Source organism: Agrobacterium sp. YIC 4121 (genome assembly GCF_002008205.1).
Taxonomy (GTDB): domain Bacteria; phylum Pseudomonadota; class Alphaproteobacteria; order Rhizobiales; family Rhizobiaceae; genus Agrobacterium; species Agrobacterium leguminum.
This window is the reverse complement of the sequence record NZ_MRDI01000001.1, coordinates 715806-735389: the sequence shown is the minus strand read 5'-3', so window position 1 is coordinate 735389 and position 19584 is coordinate 715806. Positions and strand designations below refer to the sequence as shown.

Here is a 19584-nt window from a genome sequence, read left to right as displayed (position 1 = left end):
GATTTCCGGCTGCACGTCGGCAGCCGGATGTCTTGCATATGTTTTCAGGAGACGGAAGGTCACGCGATTAAGCGGACTTCTTGTCGTCCTTGATTTCCTCATAGTCAGCGTCGACGACGTCGTCCTTGCCTTCTGCGGAAGCATCGCCGGCCTCGGCCTGCTGCGCTTCGTAGATGGCCTGACCGAGCTTCATGGAAACTTCCATGAGGGTCTGGGTCTTGGCCTGAATGTCGTCTGCATCCGGCTCAGCGGCTTCGACGGCGGTCTTCAGGCTGGCAATGGCATCTTCGATAGCCTTGCGGTCGGTCTCGGAAACCTTGTCGCCATATTCCTTCACCGACTTCTCGGTGGAGTGGATAAGGCTTTCGGCCTGGTTCTTGGCTTCCACACCCGCACGACGCTTCTTGTCGGCTTCGGCATTGGCTTCGGCGTCCTTCACCATCTTCTCGATGTCGGCGTCAGAGAGACCGCCGGAAGCCTGGATGCGAATCTGCTGTTCCTTGCCGGTGCCCTTGTCTTTCGCCGAAACCTGCACGATGCCGTTGGCGTCGATATCGAAGGTCACTTCGATCTGCGGAACGCCACGCGGTGCCGGCGGCAGGCCGACGAGGTCGAACTGGCCGAGCAGCTTGTTGTCCTGCGCCATTTCGCGCTCACCCTGCGAGACGCGGATGGTCACGGCCGACTGGTTGTCTTCGGCGGTCGAGAAGGTCTGGCTCTTCTTGGTCGGGATCGTCGTGTTGCGATCGATCAGACGGGTGAAGACGCCACCCAGCGTTTCGATGCCGAGCGACAGCGGGGTCACGTCGAGCAGCAGAACGTCCTTGACGTCGCCCTGCAGAACGCCGGCCTGGATGGCGGCGCCCATGGCGACCACTTCATCCGGGTTCACGCCCTTGTGCGGCTCCTTGCCGAACAGCTGCTTGACGACTTCCTGCACCTTCGGCATGCGGCTCATGCCACCGACGAGAACGACTTCATCGATCTCGGAAGCGGAGACGCCTGCATCCTTGAGCGCTGCCTTGCACGGCGCAACGGTGCGCTGCACCAGATCGTCGACCAGGCTTTCGAACTTCGCACGGGTCAGCTTCAGCGTCAGGTGCTTCGGACCGGAAGCATCGGCCGTGATGAACGGCAGGTTGATTTCGGTCTGCTGCGAGGACGACAGCTCGATCTTCGCCTTTTCGGCAGCTTCCTTCAGGCGCTGCAGGGCAAGCTTGTCGTTCTTCAGGTCGATGCCCTGATCCTTCTTGAACTCGCCGGCCAGATATTCCACCAGACGCATGTCGAAGTCTTCACCGCCAAGGAAGGTATCGCCGTTGGTCGACTTCACTTCGAAGACGCCGTCGCCGATTTCCAGCACGGAAATATCGAAGGTGCCGCCGCCAAGGTCGTAAACGGCAATCGTCTTGCCGTCCTTCTTGTCGAGGCCATAGGCGAGTGCCGCCGCAGTCGGCTCGTTGATGATGCGCAGAACATCCAGACCGGCAATGCGGCCGGCATCCTTGGTTGCCTGACGCTGGGCGTCGTTGAAGTAGGCAGGAACCGTGATAACGGCCTTCTCGACCTTTTCGCCGAGATAGGATTCAGCCGTTTCCTTCATCTTCTGAAGGATCATCGCGGAAATCTGCGAAGGGGAATAGGGCTTGTCCTGCGCCTTCACCCATGCGTCGCCATTGTCACCCTTGACGATTTCAAAGGGAACCAGAGCCTTGTCCTTTTCGACGGTCGGGTCTTCATAACGGCGGCCGATGAGGCGCTTGACCGCAAACAGGGTGTTGGTCGGGTTGGTGACCGCCTGGCGCTTGGCCGGCTGGCCGACAAGGCGCTCGCCATCGTCGGAAAATGCCACCATGGACGGCGTGGTACGCGCGCCTTCCGCGTTTTCAATTACTTTCGTGTCCTTGCCGTCCATCACTGCGACGCAGGAATTGGTCGTGCCAAGGTCGATACCGATTACTTTTGCCATGCTCTTCTCTCCTTGAAGCGAGCTGCCGGAACCCCGTGAGGCATTCTTGTGGCAACTCCTTGACTTGGATTTGCAGCCTTCGCTGCTGTTATGCGGCGTATATAAGGAGCGATTTTTCCTGCTGCAAGGCGCAAGACAGGGGGAAGCGCAGCAAAAAAGCGCAGGAAACCCCGGTCTGTGCAGAAGCATAGCCATCACGGCTTGCGGAAGCGGGAAAACGCGGCTCGGGCTCTACACGGCGATGCCGACCGGCATCGCGGCGAGCGACCCGTTGAGACTGGCTTTTAACGGTATCGGGGTGGGGTGAAATGGCGGACAGGGTGGGATTCGAACCCACGGTACGCTTTCACGCACACACGCGTTCCAGGCGTGCGCCTTAAACCACTCGGCCACCTGTCCTTTTTTAAATCTGCATGTTTGAAGAAATGCAAATCACTGGAACGGCGCGATATATACCGATGAATTCGCAGGGATCAACACGAATCTGACAGTTTTTTGAAATGTGGGCAATTTCCTGTGTTCCGATGCGATTGCAAACCGGTTTTCCCGCCTTTATCGATGCAATATAGATTTCAAAATATGGCTGCCTGACCGGCAGATCGTAAACGAGGTGTCCCTGATGAAAGCTTTTTTGCGGTTTTTGAGCTTTCTTTTCCTCGTTGCGGCGGTTTTTCTGGGCGTGCTCGATTCGATCCGCTCGGTTTCCACCTCCTCGGTCAACATCACCGGCATCCTGTCCGTCTGGAACTATCTGCTTCCTGCCTCGCGCACCATGGTGGAAGCGGCCATGGCTCACTATATTCACCCTGAAGCGTGGCGCTTCATTGAAAATACCCTGTCGGCGGTGCCCGCATTTGCCGTTTCCCTGGCGCTTTCCCTGCTCTGCTGGATGGCGGGTTACAGGAAACACAAGGCGATGAGGCGTTTATCGGCCTGACTTGTATCTGTCGAAATGGGCGCCCGCAGATGTGAACCATGAGAAGCGGCGGAACTGGCCGCATGGAGGACCGAATGTTCGTGTTCGATACGCTTTCAAAAAAAACGACGATGCCGACAGAAGAAACCGCCTTGCCCGGCCGTGAAGAGGCCCTTGCGGTGCCGGAAGCCCATTTCGTCAATGGCCGGCCTTTGAAGGGGCCTTATCCGGATGGTCTTGAAACCATCTATCTCGGCATGGGCTGCTTCTGGGGTGCGGAACGATTGTTCTGGAAAACGCCGGGCGTGTGGGTGACGGCGGTGGGTTATGCCGGCGGCTTCACCCGCAACCCCACCTATCAGGAGACGACCACGGGCCAGACGGGCCACGCCGAAGTGGTCAAGGTTGTCTACGATCCGGCCGTGATCTCGCTCCCGGGCCTGCTGAAGATATTCTTCGAGGAGCATGATCCGACACAAGGGATGCGGCAGGGCAACGATGTCGGCACGACCTACCGTTCCGCCATTTACGCGACGACGGAAGGGCAGTTGCAGCAGGCGCAGAAGGCGAGCGATGCTTTTCAACAGGCTTTGGACGAGGCCGGCCATGGCAGCGCCATCACCACCGAGATCGGGCCGCTTGAAAAGTTTTATTACGCTGAAGACTACCATCAGCAATATCTTGCCAAGAACCCGGGCGGCTACTGCGGCCTGAGGGGAACCGGCGTAAGCTGCAATATCGACTAGATTTTTTGCAGGTCGCCCCGGTGGAAAGACCAAAAAAGCGCCAGAATAAAGTTTTTCCACCGGGTCAAAAAAACCGGATGAATTTTTCATTGAGCCATGCAAGGATATGAGGCAAGCACAGCCGGGAAAACGGCTGGCGGTTCCGCAGACATTCCCGGTCAACGGGATTGCGGGAGGACCCTTATAATATCAATTGCAACAACAGGGCTGCACAATGAAAAAATCCCTTCTGACGCTTTTTGCGCTTGCCGCAATGTCGGCTTCCGCGCTCGCCGCGGATATCAAGCCGGCGCTGGTCTATGGCACGGGCGGCAAGTTCGACAAGTCGTTCAACGAGGCCGCTGCGGCCGGCGCTGAAAAGTTCAAGGCGGAAACGGGCATCGAGTTCCGCGATTTCGAACCGACCAGCGACACGCAGGGCGAACAGGCCATCCGCAACTTCGCCAGCAAGGGCTTCAACCCGGTCGTTGCCGTGTCTTTTGCCTGGACCTCGGCCATGGAAAAGGTCGCAGCCGAATTCCCCGACACCAAGTTCGTCATCGTCGATTCCGTCGTCGAGCTGCCGAATGTTCGCTCCGTCGTATACAAGGAGCACGAAGGCTCCTATCTCGTCGGTCTTCTGGCCGGCATGGCCTCCAAGACCGGCAAGGTCGGCTTCATCGGCGGCATGGATATTCCGCTGATCCGTAAGTTCGCCTGTGGTTATGCGCAGGGCGCCAAGGCGGCCAACGACAAGATCGAAGTCTTCCAGAACATGACCGGCACCACGGGTGCTGCCTGGAACGATCCGGTGCGCGGCGGCGAACTCACCAAGAACCAGATCGACCAGGGTGCGGACGTGATTTACGCGGCAGCCGGTGCGACCGGTATCGGCGTGCTGCAGACCGCCGCCGACAACAAGAAGTTCTCGATCGGCGTCGATTCCAACCAGAACCACCTGCATCCGGGTTCGGTTCTGACCTCCATGGTCAAGCGCGTCGATCTGGCCGTCTACAATGCCTACAAGGATGCCAAGGACGACAAGTTCACCCCCGGCATCGTTGCGCTCGGCGTCAAGGAAGATGGCGTCGCCTACGCGGTCGACGACAACAACAAGGCCCTGATCACGCCGGAAATGACCGCCGCCGTGGACAAGGCGAAGGCCGATATCATCTCCGGCGCCGTCAAGGTTCATGACTATATGGCGGATAATTCCTGCCCGAAATGATATGATATGCACGGGGGCGCATGATGTTTTTCATCTTGCGCCCTTTTCATATCCAGCCTTCGGAGAGGTTTCGGTTTGAGTATGGACCCTGCAATCGAACTGGTGGGCATCGACAAGAAATTCGGTGCCGTTCACGCCAACAAGAATATCAATCTGACCGTCGCCAAGGGCACGATCCACGGCATTATCGGGGAAAACGGTGCCGGGAAATCGACCCTGATGTCGATCCTCTATGGCTTTTACCAGGCGGACGCCGGTGAAATCCGGGTGAATGGCACGCCCGTCGCGATCCGTGACAGCCAGACGGCCATCAATGCCGGCATCGGCATGGTGCATCAGCACTTCATGTTGGTGGAAAATTTCACCGTGCTGGAAAACGTCATGCTCGGCGCAGAAGGCGGCGCATCGCTCGCCAAGGGCCGGGCGGCGGCCCGCAAGGAGTTGCAGCGCCTAGAGGACGATTACGGTCTGGAAGTCGATCCGGATGCGGTCATCGAGGAATTGCCGGTCGGTCTGCAGCAGCGCGTCGAAATCCTCAAAGCGATGTATCGTGGCGCCGAAATCCTGATCCTCGATGAGCCGACCGGCGTTCTGACGCCGGCCGAGGCCGATCACCTTTTCAAGATACTCGGCGTCCTGCGCGAGCAGGGCAAGACCGTCATCCTCATCACCCACAAGCTGCGCGAAATCATGGCGATCACGGATTCCGTCTCCGTCATGCGCCGCGGTGAAATGGTCGCGACCCGCAAGACCTCCGAAACCAGCGTCGAGGAACTGGCCGAACTGATGGTTGGCCGCCGCGTGCTGCTCAGGGTGGAAAAGGGCGAGACGACGCCGGGCGATGTTCTGCTCTCCATCCGCAATCTGACTGTCAAGGACAGTCGCGGCGTCACCATGGTGGATGATGTCTCGCTCGATGTCCGTGCCGGTGAAATCGTCGGCATTGCCGGCGTGGCGGGCAATGGCCAGTCGGAGCTGCTCGAAGCCATCGCGGGCATCCGCAAGCCCCATTCGGGCGAGATATGGGTGGATGGCCAGAAGGTCGACCGACCCGATCCGGCCATTCTGCGCAGGCTCGGCCTCGCGCATATCCCGGAAGACCGCCACCATATGGGGCTGGTACTGAAATTCGAGGAATATGAGAACTCCATCCTCGGTTATCACCATGATGAGCGTTATGGCAAAGGGCCTTTCCTCAACCCCGAGGCCATCCGCAGGGATGCGGTCGAAAAGATCGAGAAATACGACATTCGCCCGCCGAATCCGCAGTTGAAGACCGCCAATTTTTCCGGCGGCAATCAGCAGAAGATCGTCGTCGCCCGCGAAATCGAACGTGACCCGAAGATGCTGGTCATCGGTCAGCCAACCCGCGGCGTGGATATCGGCGCCATCGAGTTCATCCATCGCCGCATCATCGAGATGCGCGATGCCGGAAAGGCGATTTTGCTGGTTTCTGTCGAACTCGATGAAATCCGTTCCCTTTCGGATCGGATCATGGTCATGTTCGCCGGTCGTGTCGTTGGAGAAAAAACGGCGGAAGCCGAAGAACAGACGCTGGGCCTGATGATGGCCGGCATCGCCGCATGAGGCATGAATGAGCACCGCTTCCGTACCCCTACCAAACTGGATCAGCTACGGCCTGTTGCCGCTGCTGAACGTCGTCACCGCCTTTCTGATTTCCGGCCTCGTTGTCTGGTCCATCGGGGAAAGCCCGCTGGCGGCGCTGCGCCTGCTCATCGAAGGTGCGCTTGGCCGTGGCGATGCCATCGGCTTCACGCTGTTCTACACGACGAGCTTCATCTTCACCGGCCTTTCCGTCGCCGTGGCCTTCCATGCCGGCCTCTTCAACATCGGCTCGGAAGGTCAGGCCTATATTGGCGGGCTGGGTGCTGCGCTGGTGGCGCTGGCGCTTGATCGCTACGTGCCGTGGTATGTGACGATGCCTTTCGCCGTCATCGGTGCCGCGCTTTTTGGCGCGGCCTGGGCCTTCATTCCGGCATGGCTGCAGGCAAAACGCGGCAGCCACGTCGTCATCACCACCATCATGTTCAACTTCATCGCGGCTGCGCTGATGGTCTATCTGCTGGTGAATGTGCTGATCGTGCCGGGCAAGATGGCGCCGGAAACGCGCACCTTTCTGCCCGGCGGGCAATTGCCGAAGCTCGACTGGCTGATGGCGCTGTTCGGCCTCAAGCTCGGGCCGGCGCCGTTCAACGTCTCCTTCATCATCGCGCTGGTCATGTGTTTCCTTGTCTGGGTGCTGATCTGGCGCACCAAGCTCGGTTATGAGATGCGCACGCTCGGCATCAGCCCGTCGGCTGCCATCTATGCCGGCATTCCCTATGCGCGCACGGTCATCATCGCCATGCTGATTTCCGGCGGTCTGGCGGGCATGATGGCGCTGAACCCGGTCATGGGCGCTTCCGCCCGCCTGCAGGTGGAATTTGTCGGCGGCGCGGGTTTCGTCGGCATCGCCGTGTCGCTGATGGGGCGAAGCCATCCGCTCGGCATCATCTTCGCGGCATTGCTGTTCGGTATTCTCTATCAGGGCGGCGCTGACCTTTCCTTCGAGATGCCGAATATTACCCGCGAGATGATCGTGGTCATTCAGGGTCTGGTGATCCTTTTTGCCGGCGCGCTGGAATATATGTACCGGCCGGCGGTCGTCCGCATCTACCAGCGCTTGGCAAAGGGATGAGCTGATATGGATTTCTTCGATATGCTGGTCAGCATCCTCGGCTCGACCGTCCGCCTCACCATCCCGCTACTCTTCACCGCGCTCGCCGGGCTCTTTTCCGAACGCGCGGGCGTGTTCGATATCGGCCTTGAAGGCAAGATGCTGGCGGCGGCCTTCGCCTCCGCCTGCGTCGCCTATCTCACGGCAGATCCATGGGCCGGTCTGCTGGCGGGCATCACCGTTTCCATCCTCTTCTCGCTGATCCATGGTTTCGCCGTCATCACCAACCGTGGCAACCAGATCGTATCCGGGGTGGCGCTGAATTTCATCGCCGCCGGCCTGACGGTGGTTCTCGGACAGGCCTGGTTCGGGCAGGGCGGCCGCACGCCGCAATTGCCGGCCGAAGGCCGCTTTGCGCCGATCATCCTGCCCGGTGCGGATGCGATGCGCGAGGTGCCCTTCATCGGCCCGCTTTATGCCAATGTCATTTCCGGCAACAATATTCTCACCTATCTCGCCTTTCTGGCGGTGCCGCTCTCCTGGTGGGTGCTTTATCGCACCCGTTTTGGCCTGCGTCTGCGCGCGGTGGGTGAAAACCCGGGCGCGGTGGATACGGCCGGCATTTCGGTGACATGGATGCGCTTCCGCGCCGTCATTGTCGCCGGTTTCCTCTGCGGTTTTTCGGGCGCCTATCTCGCCGTTGCGCAGTCGGCGGCCTTCATCGCCAACATGTCGGCCGGCAAGGGCTATATAGCGCTTGCGGCGCTGATCTTCGCGAAATGGAAGCCGGTGCCGGTCATGTTCGCCTGCCTGCTTTTCGGTTTTCTGGATGCCTTCGCCAACTTCATGCAGGGTAAATCCGTGCCCGGTATTGGCGAGGTGCCGGTGCAGATTTTCCAGGCCATGCCCTATATTCTGACCTGCATCCTGCTTGCCGGTTTCATCGGCGTCGCCAAGCCCCCCAAGGCCGGTGGCGTTGCCTATGCGAAGGAGCGTTAAATCCATGTCCCGAGATCCGATGTCCCATGCCCTGTTCGAGGCAGCGGTGGAGGCCATGGCCTTTGCCCACGCGCCCTATTCGAAATTTCCGGTCGGTGCGGCGATCCGCGCTGAAGACGGCAAGATTTACAAGGGCGCCAACATCGAGAACCTCTCCTTCCCGCAGGGCTGGTGCGCTGAACCTTCCGCCATCAGCGCCATGATCATGGGTGGGGCAAAGAAGATCAGCGAAATCGCGGTCATCGCCGAAAAGCTTGCTCTTTGCCCACCTTGTGGGGGCTGCCGGCAGAAGATCGCCGAATTCGCGACGCCGGACACGAAAGTCTATCTCTGCGACGAAACCGGCGTGCAGAAGGTCATGACCATGGAAGAGCTTTTGCCCTTCAGCTTCAAGACAGAGCTGCCCTGATGCCGGATACGCTGATCGATATTCTGGTGGAGCGCCTGAACGGCCTGATGCCGCGCGTCGCCATTGTCCTCGGCTCGGGCCTCGGTTCGCTGGTGGAAGACGTCAGCGATCCGATCCGGGTGCCCTATGCCGAACTTCCCGGTTTTCCCGCAAGCGGCGTTTCCGGCCATGCGGGCGAGCTGGTGGCGGGTTATCTTGGCGGGGAGCCGGTCATGATGCTCTCCGGCCGGGTGCATTATTACGAAAAGGGCGATCCGTCCGCCATGCGCGCGATCATCGGGGCGCTGGCCGGTCTTGGCGTGCAGTCGCTCATCCTCACCAATTCGGCAGGTTCGGTCAGGCAGGATATGCCGCCCGGCTCGGTCATGCAGATCACCGATCACATCAACTATTCCGGCATGAACCCGCTAATCGGCGAGGAAAGCGACCGCCGCTTCGTCGGCATGACCACCGCTTACGATCCCGATCTGATGCTTGCCATGCGCAACGCCGCCATCCGTGCCACAGTGCCTTTGTTCGGCGGCGTCTATATGTGGTTTTCCGGCCCGAGCTTCGAAACACCGGCGGAAATCCGCATGGCGCGGCTGCTGGGGGCGGATGCCGTTGGCATGTCCACCGTGCCGGAAGTCATCCTTGCGCGCTTTTTCGGGATGCGCGTCGCCGCCGCATCGGTTATTACCAATTACGGTGCCGGCATGACCGGCGCGGAACTGAGCCATGAAGAAACCAAGGACATGGCTCCCGTGGGTGGCAGGAGGCTTGCCGCCATTCTGAAGGAAATGATCGCAGGAGGAGCGTGACCATGGAACTCCAGCGTCCGCGCGAAGCGGCTGCCCTCACCCTGTCCTTGCTGGACCTGACCAATCTCAAGGAAGACTGCACGCCCGAGCAGATCGCCGCTCTGTGCCAGCGGGCGCATACGGAATACGGCAATACGGCCGCAATCTGCATCTGGCCGCGCTTCGTGGCGCAGGCGCGTGCTGCTTTCGGAAAAGACCATGCTATCCGCATCGCCACGGTCGTCAATTTTCCTTCGGGCGATCTCGACATCGCGACCGTGGTTGCGGAAACGGAGGCGGCGATCCGCGACGGCGCTGACGAAATCGATCTCGTCATTCCCTATCGCAAATTCATAGCCGGCGATGAAACGGCGGTGTCCACCATGGTGGCGGCCGTTCGCAAGGCCTGCGTTGCACCCGTGCTGCTCAAGGTCATTCTTGAAACCGGCGAGTTGAAGGACAAGGCGCTCATCCGTCGCGCATCGGAACTCGCCATTGCCGAAGGGGCCGATTTCATCAAGACCTCGACCGGCAAGGTTGCCATCAATGCCACGCTGGAGGCCGCCGACATCATGTTGCAGGCGATCCGCGACAGCCGGCAGAAGGTGGGCTTCAAGCCCGCCGGCGGTATCGGCACGGTGGAAGACGCCACGCTTTACCTCAGGCTTGCGGAGACCATCATGGCGCCCAACTGGGCCATGCCGTCCACCTTCCGTTTCGGCGCTTCCGGTGTTCTCGATGATGTGCTGAACGTGCTGGCCGGCGGCGAGCCCGCCAAGGCCGCCAGCGGGTATTGAGCTTGATCCCGCAGGAAATCATCCGCCGCAAACGCGATGGCCTGTCACTTGAGCCTCGGGAGATTGCCGCTTTTATAGAGGCGCTTTCTAAAGACGGCATCTCTGAAGGGCAGGCGGCTGCTTTTGCCATGGCGGTGTTCTTTCGCGGCATGAACCGGGGTGAGATGGTGGCGCTGACCCTGGCGATGCGCGACAGCGGTGAGGTCCTGTCCTGGAGCGATCTAGGCAGGCCGGTGGCGGACAAGCATTCCACCGGCGGCGTCGGCGATAATGTCTCCCTGATGCTGGCTCCCATCGTTGCCGCCTGCGGTCTCGCCGTGCCGATGATTTCCGGTAGGGGCCTTGGCCATACCGGCGGCACGCTGGACAAGCTGGAAGCGATCCCCGGTTACAACGTCATGCCGGACGAGGCGTTGTTTCGCCGGACGGTAAAGACGGTCGGCTGCGCCATCATCGGCCAGACGGGCGATCTCGCCCCAGCCGATAAACGCCTCTATGCCATTCGCGATGTGACCGCGACGGTGGATTCCATACCGCTGATCACGGCCTCCATCCTGTCGAAAAAGCTTGCGGCCGGGCTGGAGACGCTGGTTCTGGATGTGAAGGTCGGCAGCGGTGCTTTCATGCAGAGCGTCGAGGATGCCCGCAATCTGGCCCGCGCGCTGGTCGATGTGGCGAATGGCGCAGGCCTGCCGACAACGGCGCTGATAACCGACATGAACCAGCCGCTCGGCGATGCCGCCGGCAATGCGGTGGAAATCGTCAATTGTCTGGATTTTCTGGCCGGCCGCAAGGCCGGCACCCGCCTTGAAAAGGTGGTCCTGTCCTTTGCGGCGGAAATGCTGATGCAGGCGCAAAAGGCGGCCGCGCTGGAGGAAGGAGAGGCGCTGGCGTCGGCTGCGCTGTCATCCGGTCGAGCGCTGGAAGTCTTTGCGGGGATGGTTTCGGCACTCGGCGGTCCATCGGATTTCGTTGAGCGTCCGTCCCGTTATCTGCCCTCTGCGCCGGTCATTCTTCCGGTTCTGGCGGAGCGCAGCGGTTTGCTCGCCTCCTGCGCCACGCGCGATCTTGGCATGGTTGTCGTCGAACTCGGCGGCGGCAGAAGAAAGCCATCGGACACGATCAATCCTTCCGTCGGTATCTCGGACATCCTGCCGCTCGGTGCGAAGGTGGAAAAGGGCGAGCGGATCGCCATTGTCCACGCCGCTTCCAGCGACGAAGCGCAACATGCCGTGAAAAGGGTAGCTGCCTGCTACGGAATTGCTGAAAGCGCGCCGGAGATTGGTGCGCCCATTCTTGAGCGGATCACCTGACCAGCCGCATCTCGCCGCCCGATACCTTGAAAGACGACAATTGCTTCAGGAAGCTCATGCCGATCAGCATGTTGTTAAGCGCATTGTCCTTCAGCACCATGGCGTCGACATTCTGAACCCGGATAGCGCCGATCTCCACCCGGTCGAGTTTCACATAGGCGGCCATGGTCTGACCATTCGCCGTTGAAATCGCATATTTATAATCGAGGCTGTTGACGCCGTAACCGAGCCGGCGCGCAATCGTCTCGTTGATGGCGACCATGGAAGCGCCGGTATCGACAAGTCCGTCGAAGGATTTGCCGTTGACGCGGAAGGTGGCATTGAAGTGGCCGCGCGCATCCGCTTTCAGACTGACGCCGCCAAGGGAGACGGACTCCGGCTTGGCTGCCTCAGGTCTGGCTTCCGCTTTCTCGATGCTTGCTTCCGGGCGCGGCTGAAATTTTTCCACCAGAACTGGAATCTGCGTCGCACCGACCGAAAGCCCAACAAGCAGAAAAATCGCGCGCGTCAGCAAGTCTGTGCTCCTCCAGGGGCAGGTTATTCTTGCCCAGAATAGACGCAAAACATGCTGAATCCTTAAAAGAAAAAGCCATTCGCCGCTGGTGGAAGCGGCGAATGGCTCAAACGGTTAAGCGATGATGAACGGGTTTATTTGGTGCCGTACATGCGGTCGCCGGCATCGCCGAGACCGGGAACGATATAACCCTTCTCGTTCAGATGGCTGTCGATCGCGGCGGTGTAGATATGCACATCGGGATGCGCTTCACGGAAGTTCTTGATGCCCTCGGGCGCCGCCAGCAGACACAGGAAGCGGATGTTCTTCGCACCGCGCTCCTTCAGCTTCTCAACGGCGGCGATGGAGGAATTGCCGGTCGCGAGCATCGGATCGACAACGATGATAAGGCGCGCATCGAGGCTTTCCGGGGCTTTGAAGTAATATTCGACGGCTTCCAGCGTGTCATGATCGCGATAAACGCCGATATGGGAAACGCGCGCCGAAGGTACGAGTTCGAGCATGCCTTCCAAGAGGCCGTTGCCGGCGCGCAGGATGGAGGCGAAAACCAGCTTCTTGCCTTCGAGCACGGGGGCCTCGATGGTTTCGAGCGGCGTATCGATGGTTTCCATCGTCATCTCAAGGTCGCGCGTCACTTCATAGCAGAGCAGCGTCGAAATTTCCCTGAGCAGGCGGCGGAAGCCGGCCGTGGAAGTTTCCTTCTTGCGCATGATGGTGAGTTTGTGCCGCACCAGCGGATGTTCGATGACTGTGACGCCGTCCATGAAACTGGCCTTCCTTTTATCTTATGCCCTGTAATTCACCGAAAGTGCGTTTTTCGCAAGCCTTCTTCGCGGTTTTACCCCCGCGAACCGCAGCGTCAGGCACCATCAAGTTTCGCAAGCAGTCGCGCACGTGTTGCCTCGTCCACGAAGGCGCATTCCAGTGCAGTCCGTGTCATACGGTTGATCTCGGCATCGCTGAAGCCGAACTCATCCGCAGCCAGCGCATATTCCCGTGCAAGCGACGTGAAGAAGAATGGCGGATCGTCGGAACTGATGCAGACGCGCACCCCGGCGTCGCTGAGAGCTTTCAGCGGGTGGCTGGCAAAATCGGGATAGACGTTGAGCGCGATATTAGAGCCGGGGCAGACTTCCAGAACCGTTCCCGCCTCGGCCAGCCGCGCGATAAGACCGGCATCTTCGATGGCGCGCACGCCATGCCCGATGCGGGATGGTTTGACGAGATCGAGCGCATCGGCAACGCTTTCCGGTCCGCAAACCTCGCCGGCATGAATGGTCAGCCCAAGGCCGGCATCGCGGGCGATGTCGAAGGCGGGTGCATAATCGGCGACGCGGCCCATGCGCTCCTCGCCGGCCATGTTGAAGCCCGTCACCAGCGGATGTTGAGCGCGTGCGGCATATTCGGCCGCGGCGATTACCCGCTCCGGGCCGAAATGGCGCTCGCCGGTGACGATGATGCGGGTTTCGATCCCCGTCTTTTCCCTTGCGATGCGGATACCTTCGGCAATACCGGCCAGATAGGCGTCGGCGCCGAGCCCGATGCGGTCGCCGTGATCGGGCGAAATGATCAGCTCGCTATAGATGGTATTGGCTTGCGCAAGTTCGGTCAGGTAGGTTTCAGTCAGGACGGCATAATCCTCATCCGTCTTGAACACCTGCGCCACCGCGTCATAACAACGGATGAATTCGGCGAAATCCGACCAGACATATTGGCCGTCCCTCAGAAAACCGCTGGTGTCGATACCGTATTTCTCCGCCTGTTTAGCGACGAGGGCGGGCGGGGCCGCACCTTCGATGTGGCAGTGAATTTCCGCCTTCAGCAAATGCGATGTCAAATGAAGCTCCTGCCGTGAGAACCGGCCTCGATGCCAAGATGGTGGGCGATGCTTTCGCCGATATCGGCGTAGCTTGAACGGATGCCGACATCGCGTGAGCGAATGCCCGGTCCGAATGCCATGATCGGCACCCTTTCCCGTGTATGGTCGGTGCCCCGCCAGGTGGGGTCGCAACCGTGATCGGCGGTCAGAAGGGCGATGTCACCCGGCGCCATCTTGCGATGGATTTCGGGGATTCGCGCATCGAAGGCCTCAAGGGCGGCGGCGTAACCGGCAACGTCCCGGCGATGGCCATAAAGCATGTCGAAATCGACGAAATTGGTGAAGACGAGATCGCCGTTTTCGGCCTCATCGATAGCCTGCAACGTCGCATCCATCAGGGCGCTGTTGCCATTTGCCTTGATGACGCGCGTCACACCCTGATGGGCGTAGATATCGCCGATCTTGCCGATGGCGTGCACTTTTCGGCCGGCCTCCACAAGCCTGTCGAGCAGGGTCGGTTCCGGTGGCAGAACGGAGAAATCGCGACGGTTGCCGGTGCGTTCGAAGGTCGCCACCGTTTCGCCGATGAAGGGGCGGGCGATGACGCGGCCGATATTCAAAGGATCGAGCAGCTTGCGCACCGTCTCGCAGAGCGAGATGAGGCGCTCCAGACCGAAATGCGTTTCGTGCGCGGCGATCTGGAAAACGGAATCGGATGAGGTGTAGCAGATCGGTTTACCGGTCCTGATATGCTCCTCGCCGAGTGCAGCGATGATCTCGGTGCCGGAAGCATGGCAATTGCCGAGGATGCCGGGAATATTAGCCTCCTTGCAGATCGCCTCCACCAGTTCCGGAGAAAAGGCGTCGCCTTCCGTTGGGAAATATCCCCAGTCGAAGGTGACGGGCGTACCGGCGATCTCCCAGTGACCGGACGGCGTGTCCTTGCCCTTGGAGATTTCGCTGGCGGAACCGTGCAGGCCGAAAATGCGCTCCGGCGGTTCCATGCCGGCGGGAATGTCGCCGCTTGCCTGTCGCGCAATCTCCAGCAGGCCGAGCGAACACATGTTCGGCAGTTTCAACGGACCGGAGCGAAGCCCCGCTTTGTCGGCAGCGCCCGCTGCACAGAATTCCGCGATATGGCCGAGCGTGTTTGCGCCAAGATCGCCATACCGCTCCGCATCGGGTGCGCCGCCGACGCCGAAGGAATCCAGAACGAGAAGAAATGCTCTTGCCATAACTCACCGAAACAAAATGCGCCGACGGGCAATGTCAGGCCGAACTGTCGTTATAGATCAGCAAAACGTGAAGAAGGAAGTGATTTTATGAACCATCCGGTAAAACCGGCTGCTCAATCCTCGTCCCGTTTCGGTTTGGGGGCGTTGAGGTTGCGCAGGACATACCAGCCCGCAGCCACCACCATCGCCGCCAGAATATACCACGTAACGGCATAGGAGAGATGGTTGTTGGGGAAGGTGAGCATGGTCTTGCCGCCGACCGGCAGGCCGCCCGGATTGGGGGTTGCATCGGCATCGACATAAAACGGCGCGACATCGGAAAGGCCGGATGCCTGCGAGATTTGCGGGATGTTGCGGGAATACCAGCGGCCATTTGCCGGATCGTTGGTGCGCAGGAAAAGCCCGCCGGTTTCGGGCGCGCGCATCAGCCCGACGACCTCGACATTTCCGGCCGGTTCGCCTTCCTGGCGGGAGGACGGGTCGCGCCTGTCGGACGGCACGAAGCCGCGATTGACGATGATGCTGGAGCCATCGTCCCGCTTGAGCGGCGTCATCACCCAGTAACCGGGGCCGAGGTCCGTGACCGTATAGACCTGAACCTCCCTGTCATTGAGGAAGGTGCCGGACAGTTTCACACGGCGATATTCGTATTCCGCCGGATCGCCGAGCGCCGGCCATTCTTTGGCGGCAGGGGCGTCGACGGGATCGGCATGGGCACGGGCTTCGACCCGCTCGATAAGATCGAGCTTCCAGGAAAGGCGCTTGACCTGCCAGGTGCCGAGCGCGAGCAGCAGACCCGTCAGAACGACGGTCAGGAACAGGACGACGATGGCCGCAGGGCGGATGCGCCGGTTATGGGGTGTGGTTTCGCTCATGTCACGGTCCTTGCGAAGCGCGCCCGGCAGAAACCGGTCTGCTTTGGCGGGTTTCCCGGAGCATTTCCAGGAAAAGTGGAACCCGGTTTTCCGTCCGGAAATGCGCTAAAACAAAGAGTTAGAGTGTTTTTGCGATTCGAGGAAAAGCGAAAAAACTCTAGCGCCCGCATGCGCTCCTTCCAGCAAATAACCCCATAAATCGCACCAGGATTCATGGGGTTATGTGTTGGCGCGAAGGCGGCCCGCCGGAAACCCGGCAGGCCGTAGGTCTCTGCTGCTCAGGGCAGGTTTTTCACATCCTCGATGTGCAGCGGCATCATGTTCTTGTTCATGTTGTACATGACCCAGAGCGAGCCGGAGAGCGTGATCAGGAGCACCACGACGGTGAAGATCAGCGCCATGAAGGTCCAGCCGCCTTCGGACTTGGTGTCCATGTGCAGGAAGTAGATCATGTGCACAAAAATCTGGATGACGCCGAGACCCATGATGGCGATGACCAGCAGGGTCTTGTTTTCAAGAACGTCGCCCATGACCAGCCAGAAGGGGATCGCCGTCAGTATAACCGACAGGACGAAGCCGATCATGTAGCTCTTGAAGGTGCCATGGCTCGCGCCATCATGGTGATGATGGTCGTCGCCATGCGCGTCGTGATGTGCGTGTGCTTCGGAACTCATCAAAGAACTCCCATGAGGTAAACGAAGGAGAAGACGCCGATCCAGATGACGTCAAGGAAGTGCCAGAACATCGACAGGCACATCAGGCGACGCTTGTTTGCCGCGATCAGGCCGTGCTTGGCGACCTGGAACATGAGCGTGACGAGCCAGATGATGCCGAAGGTGACGTGCAGACCGTGCGTGCCGACCAGCGCGAAGAAGGCCGACAGGAACGCCGAACGCTGCGGACCGGCACCTTCCGCGATCAGGTGATGGAACTCGTAGAGTTCGACCGCGAGGAAGGCGAGGCCGAAGAGGCCGGTCACACCCAGCCAGACCAGCGTGGCCTTTACCTTCTGCTTTTCCATTTCCAGCATGGCGAAGCCATAGGTGATGGAGGAGAAAAGCAGGAAGCCGGTATTGATCGCCACCAGCTTCAGGTCGAACAGGTCGGCACCGGAAGGGCCGGCCGCATAGTTGCGGCCGACAACGGCATAGGTGGCAAACAGCGTCGCGAAGATAAGGCAGTCGCTCATCAGGTAGAGCCAGAAGCCCAGCGAGGTGCCGTTCTCCGGGTGATGGTCTTCCTTCAGGTAGAAGACCGGTGGTTCAGCGCCGTCGACGCTTTGTGCAGGTGTATGAGACATGTTCCGTTACGCCTGTTCCGCGAGCAGCTTGGTACGTTCCGCTTCGACCGTCGAAACGTCGGAAGCCGGAATGTAATAATCGCGATTGTAGTTGAAGGTATGGGCGATGGAGACCGCGATGATGGCGAGCATCGACAGAGCCGCAAGCCACCAGATGTGCCATACCAGGGCGAAGCCGAGAACCACGCTGATGGCGCTGATGATCACGCCCGCGCCGGTGTTCTTCGGCATATGGATCGGGATGAAGCCTTCCTTGGGACGGTTGTAACCGCGCTTCTTCATATCCGCCCAGGCGTCGACATCGTGGATGACGGGCGTGAAGGCGAAGTTGTAGGCGGGCGGCGGCGAAGACGTCGACCATTCCAGCGTACGGCCGTTATAGGGGTCGCCGGTCACGTCACGCAGCTGGTCGCGCTTCAGGAAGCTGACGATGAGCTGGATGACGAAGGAGGCGATGCCGAGCGCGATCAGGAAGGCGCCGAAGGCGGCGATCACGAACCAGATCTGCAGGGAATTATCCTCGAACTGGCTGATACGGCGGGTAATCCCCATCAGGCCGAGAATATAGAGCGGCATGAAGGCGAAATAGAAACCGATGAACCAGAACCAGAAGGACAGCTTGCCCCAGAACGGATCGAGACGGTAACCGAAGGCCTTCGGGAACCAGTAGACGATACCCGCAAGCACACCGAACACCACGCCACCGATGATGGTGTTGTGGAAGTGGGCGATCAGGAACAGCGAGTTGTGCAGCACGAAGTCCGCCGGCGGAACGGCGAGGAGAACGCCGGTCATGCCGCCGATGACGAAGGTGATCATGAAGCCGATCGTCCACAGCATCGGGACATCGAACTTGATGCGGCCCTTATACATGGTGAAGAGCCAGTTGAAGATCTTGGCACCCGTCGGGATCGAGATGATCATCGTGGTGATGCCGAAGAAGGCATTCACGCTTGCACCGGAACCCATGGTGAAGAAGTGGTGCAGCCACACGATATAGGCGAGGATGGTGATGACGCCCGTGGCGTAGACCATCGAGGCATAACCGAAGAGACGCTTGCGGGAGAACGTCGCAACGATTTCCGAGAAGACGCCGAATGCCGGCAGGACCAGAATGTAAACTTCGGGGTGGCCCCAGATCCAGATGAGGTTGACATACATCATCGGGTTGCCGCCGAGATCGTTGGTGAAGAAATTGGTGCCAACGTAACGGTCGAGGGTGAGAAGTGCCAGCGTGCCGGTCAGGATCGGGAAAGAGGCCACGATCAGGATGTTCGAACACAGCGATGTCCAGACGAAGATCGGCAGGCGCATCATGGTCATGCCAGGCGCGCGCATCTTGATGATCGTCACGATCAGGTTGATGCCCGATAGCGTCGTTCCCACACCGGCGATCTGCAGACCCCAGATATAATAATCCACCCCCACGCCCGGGCTTCCATCGATGCCGGAGAGCGGCGGATAGGCCAGCCAGCCGGTCTGCGCATATTCACCGATGAACAGCGAGATCATGGTGATGACGGCGCCGGCCGTGGTCATCCAGAAGGAGAAGTTGTTGAGGAAGGGGAACGAAACGTCGCGGGCGCCGATCTGCAGCGGCACGACGAAGTTCATCAAACCCGTGATCATCGGCATGGCCATGAAGAAGATCATGATGACGCCGTGGGCTGTGAAGATCTGGTCGTAATGGTGTGGCGGGAGGTAACCTTCCGATCCGCCCGACGCGATCGCCTGCTGGACACGCATCATGATGGCATCGGCGAAACCGCGCAGCAGCATGACGAGCGCCAGGATGATGTACATGATACCGATCTTCTTGTGATCGATGCTCGTGAACCATTCATTCCAGAGATAGCCCCAGAGGCGGAAATAGGTGAGGGCGCCGACGACGGCGATACCGCCCAGAGCCACGGCCGCGAAGGTCGCGACAAGAATGGGCTCGTGAAGCGGGATGGACTCCCATGTCAGCTTCCCGAACAGGAACGACGTTTGATCGGAATTGACGATCATTTTTAGCCTCTTGCGATTC

At 59.8% G+C, this 19584-nt stretch carries 19 protein-coding genes and 1 tRNA gene; 10 read left to right on the top strand and 10 right to left on the bottom strand.

Annotated elements, in window-relative coordinates:
• Positions 1-67: 67 nt before the first annotated feature.
• Together dnaK and BTE54_RS03740 are read right to left on the bottom strand one after the other, a co-directional pair.
• Positions 68-1969: a molecular chaperone DnaK gene (dnaK, locus tag BTE54_RS03750; RefSeq protein WP_003524342.1), complete on the bottom strand. Its 1902-nt coding sequence runs from the start codon at positions 1967-1969 to the stop codon at positions 68-70.
• Between the two features lie 309 nt (positions 1970-2278).
• A tRNA-Ser gene (locus BTE54_RS03740) sits at positions 2279-2368 on the bottom strand.
• 220 nt (positions 2369-2588) lie between these two features.
• Here BTE54_RS03740 and BTE54_RS03735 point away from each other — a divergent pair.
• The 10 genes from BTE54_RS03735 to deoA all read left to right on the top strand — a co-directional run bounded on the left by BTE54_RS03735 (position 2589) and on the right by deoA (position 11812).
• The gene (locus tag BTE54_RS03735) at positions 2589-2906 is read left to right on the top strand and encodes a hypothetical protein (RefSeq protein WP_078051547.1); all 318 of its coding nucleotides are present in this window, start codon (positions 2589-2591) and stop codon (positions 2904-2906) included.
• 74 nt (positions 2907-2980) lie between these two features.
• Entirely contained in the window at positions 2981-3631 is a 651-nt protein-coding gene (gene msrA / locus BTE54_RS03730; protein ID WP_078051450.1) for a peptide-methionine (S)-S-oxide reductase MsrA, read from the top strand.
• Between the two features lie 214 nt (positions 3632-3845).
• Entirely contained in the window at positions 3846-4838 is a 993-nt protein-coding gene (locus tag BTE54_RS03725; RefSeq protein ID WP_003524348.1) for a BMP family ABC transporter substrate-binding protein, read from the top strand.
• Positions 4839-4919: 81 nt separating this feature from the next.
• Positions 4920-6425: an ABC transporter ATP-binding protein gene (locus BTE54_RS03720; RefSeq protein ID WP_078051449.1), complete on the top strand. Its 1506-nt coding sequence runs from the start codon at positions 4920-4922 to the stop codon at positions 6423-6425.
• Positions 6426-6432: 7 nt separating this feature from the next.
• Complete coding sequence (locus tag BTE54_RS03715) at positions 6433-7536, top strand: ABC transporter permease (RefSeq protein ID WP_003524352.1); 1104 nt, start codon at positions 6433-6435, stop codon at positions 7534-7536.
• Between the two features lie 6 nt (positions 7537-7542).
• Positions 7543-8514 carry an ABC transporter permease gene (locus BTE54_RS03710; protein WP_078051448.1) on the top strand — a complete coding sequence of 324 codons (972 nt, stop codon included), beginning with the start codon at positions 7543-7545 and terminating at the stop codon, positions 8512-8514.
• A 19-nt stretch (positions 8515-8533) separates the two neighbouring features.
• Positions 8534-8923, top strand: coding sequence for a cytidine deaminase (locus BTE54_RS03705; protein ID WP_003524353.1), 390 nt, complete (start codon positions 8534-8536; stop codon positions 8921-8923).
• Positions 8923-9723 carry a purine-nucleoside phosphorylase gene (locus BTE54_RS03700; RefSeq protein ID WP_078051447.1) on the top strand — a complete coding sequence of 267 codons (801 nt, stop codon included), beginning with the start codon at positions 8923-8925 and terminating at the stop codon, positions 9721-9723. The genes BTE54_RS03705 and BTE54_RS03700 overlap by 1 nt, the downstream gene beginning before the upstream one ends.
• Before the next feature lie 2 nt (positions 9724-9725).
• Entirely contained in the window at positions 9726-10499 is a 774-nt protein-coding gene (deoC, locus tag BTE54_RS03695) for a deoxyribose-phosphate aldolase (RefSeq protein WP_003524355.1), read from the top strand.
• Entirely contained in the window at positions 10496-11812 is a 1317-nt protein-coding gene (gene deoA, locus BTE54_RS03690; protein ID WP_078051446.1) for a thymidine phosphorylase, read from the top strand. The genes deoC and deoA overlap by 4 nt, the downstream gene beginning before the upstream one ends.
• Here the strand turns inward: deoA and BTE54_RS03685 are convergent.
• From BTE54_RS03685 to cyoB, 8 genes are all read right to left on the bottom strand, one after another.
• Positions 11805-12326: a TIGR02281 family clan AA aspartic protease gene (locus BTE54_RS03685; RefSeq protein WP_065654762.1), complete on the bottom strand. Its 522-nt coding sequence runs from the start codon at positions 12324-12326 to the stop codon at positions 11805-11807. The genes deoA and BTE54_RS03685 overlap by 8 nt on opposite strands.
• Positions 12327-12460: 134 nt before the next feature.
• Positions 12461-13090: a uracil phosphoribosyltransferase gene (upp, locus tag BTE54_RS03680; RefSeq protein WP_003524359.1), complete on the bottom strand. Its 630-nt coding sequence runs from the start codon at positions 13088-13090 to the stop codon at positions 12461-12463.
• A gap of 95 nt (positions 13091-13185) precedes the next feature.
• Positions 13186-14163 (bottom strand): adenosine deaminase, encoded by a 978-nt coding sequence (locus BTE54_RS03675; protein ID WP_078051445.1) that lies wholly within the window; start codon positions 14161-14163, stop codon positions 13186-13188.
• Positions 14160-15380, bottom strand: coding sequence for a phosphopentomutase (locus tag BTE54_RS03670; RefSeq protein WP_078051444.1), 1221 nt, complete (start codon positions 15378-15380; stop codon positions 14160-14162). Before BTE54_RS03670 ends, BTE54_RS03675 begins: the two co-directional genes overlap by 4 nt.
• Before the next feature lie 113 nt (positions 15381-15493).
• On the bottom strand, positions 15494-16255 hold the full coding sequence (locus BTE54_RS03665; RefSeq protein WP_174038693.1) for an SURF1 family protein: 762 nt from the start codon (positions 16253-16255) through the stop codon (positions 15494-15496).
• Positions 16256-16533: 278 nt separating this feature from the next.
• A complete protein-coding gene (cyoD, locus tag BTE54_RS03660; protein WP_003514416.1) occupies positions 16534-16929 on the bottom strand; it encodes a cytochrome o ubiquinol oxidase subunit IV in 396 nt (131 codons plus the stop codon).
• Positions 16929-17555, bottom strand: coding sequence for a cytochrome o ubiquinol oxidase subunit III (gene cyoC / locus BTE54_RS03655; RefSeq protein ID WP_003524364.1), 627 nt, complete (start codon positions 17553-17555; stop codon positions 16929-16931). The genes cyoD and cyoC overlap by 1 nt, the downstream gene beginning before the upstream one ends.
• Positions 17556-17561: 6 nt before the next feature.
• Entirely contained in the window at positions 17562-19565 is a 2004-nt protein-coding gene (gene cyoB / locus BTE54_RS03650; protein WP_078051442.1) for a cytochrome o ubiquinol oxidase subunit I, read from the bottom strand.
• Positions 19566-19584 lie beyond the last annotated feature (19 nt).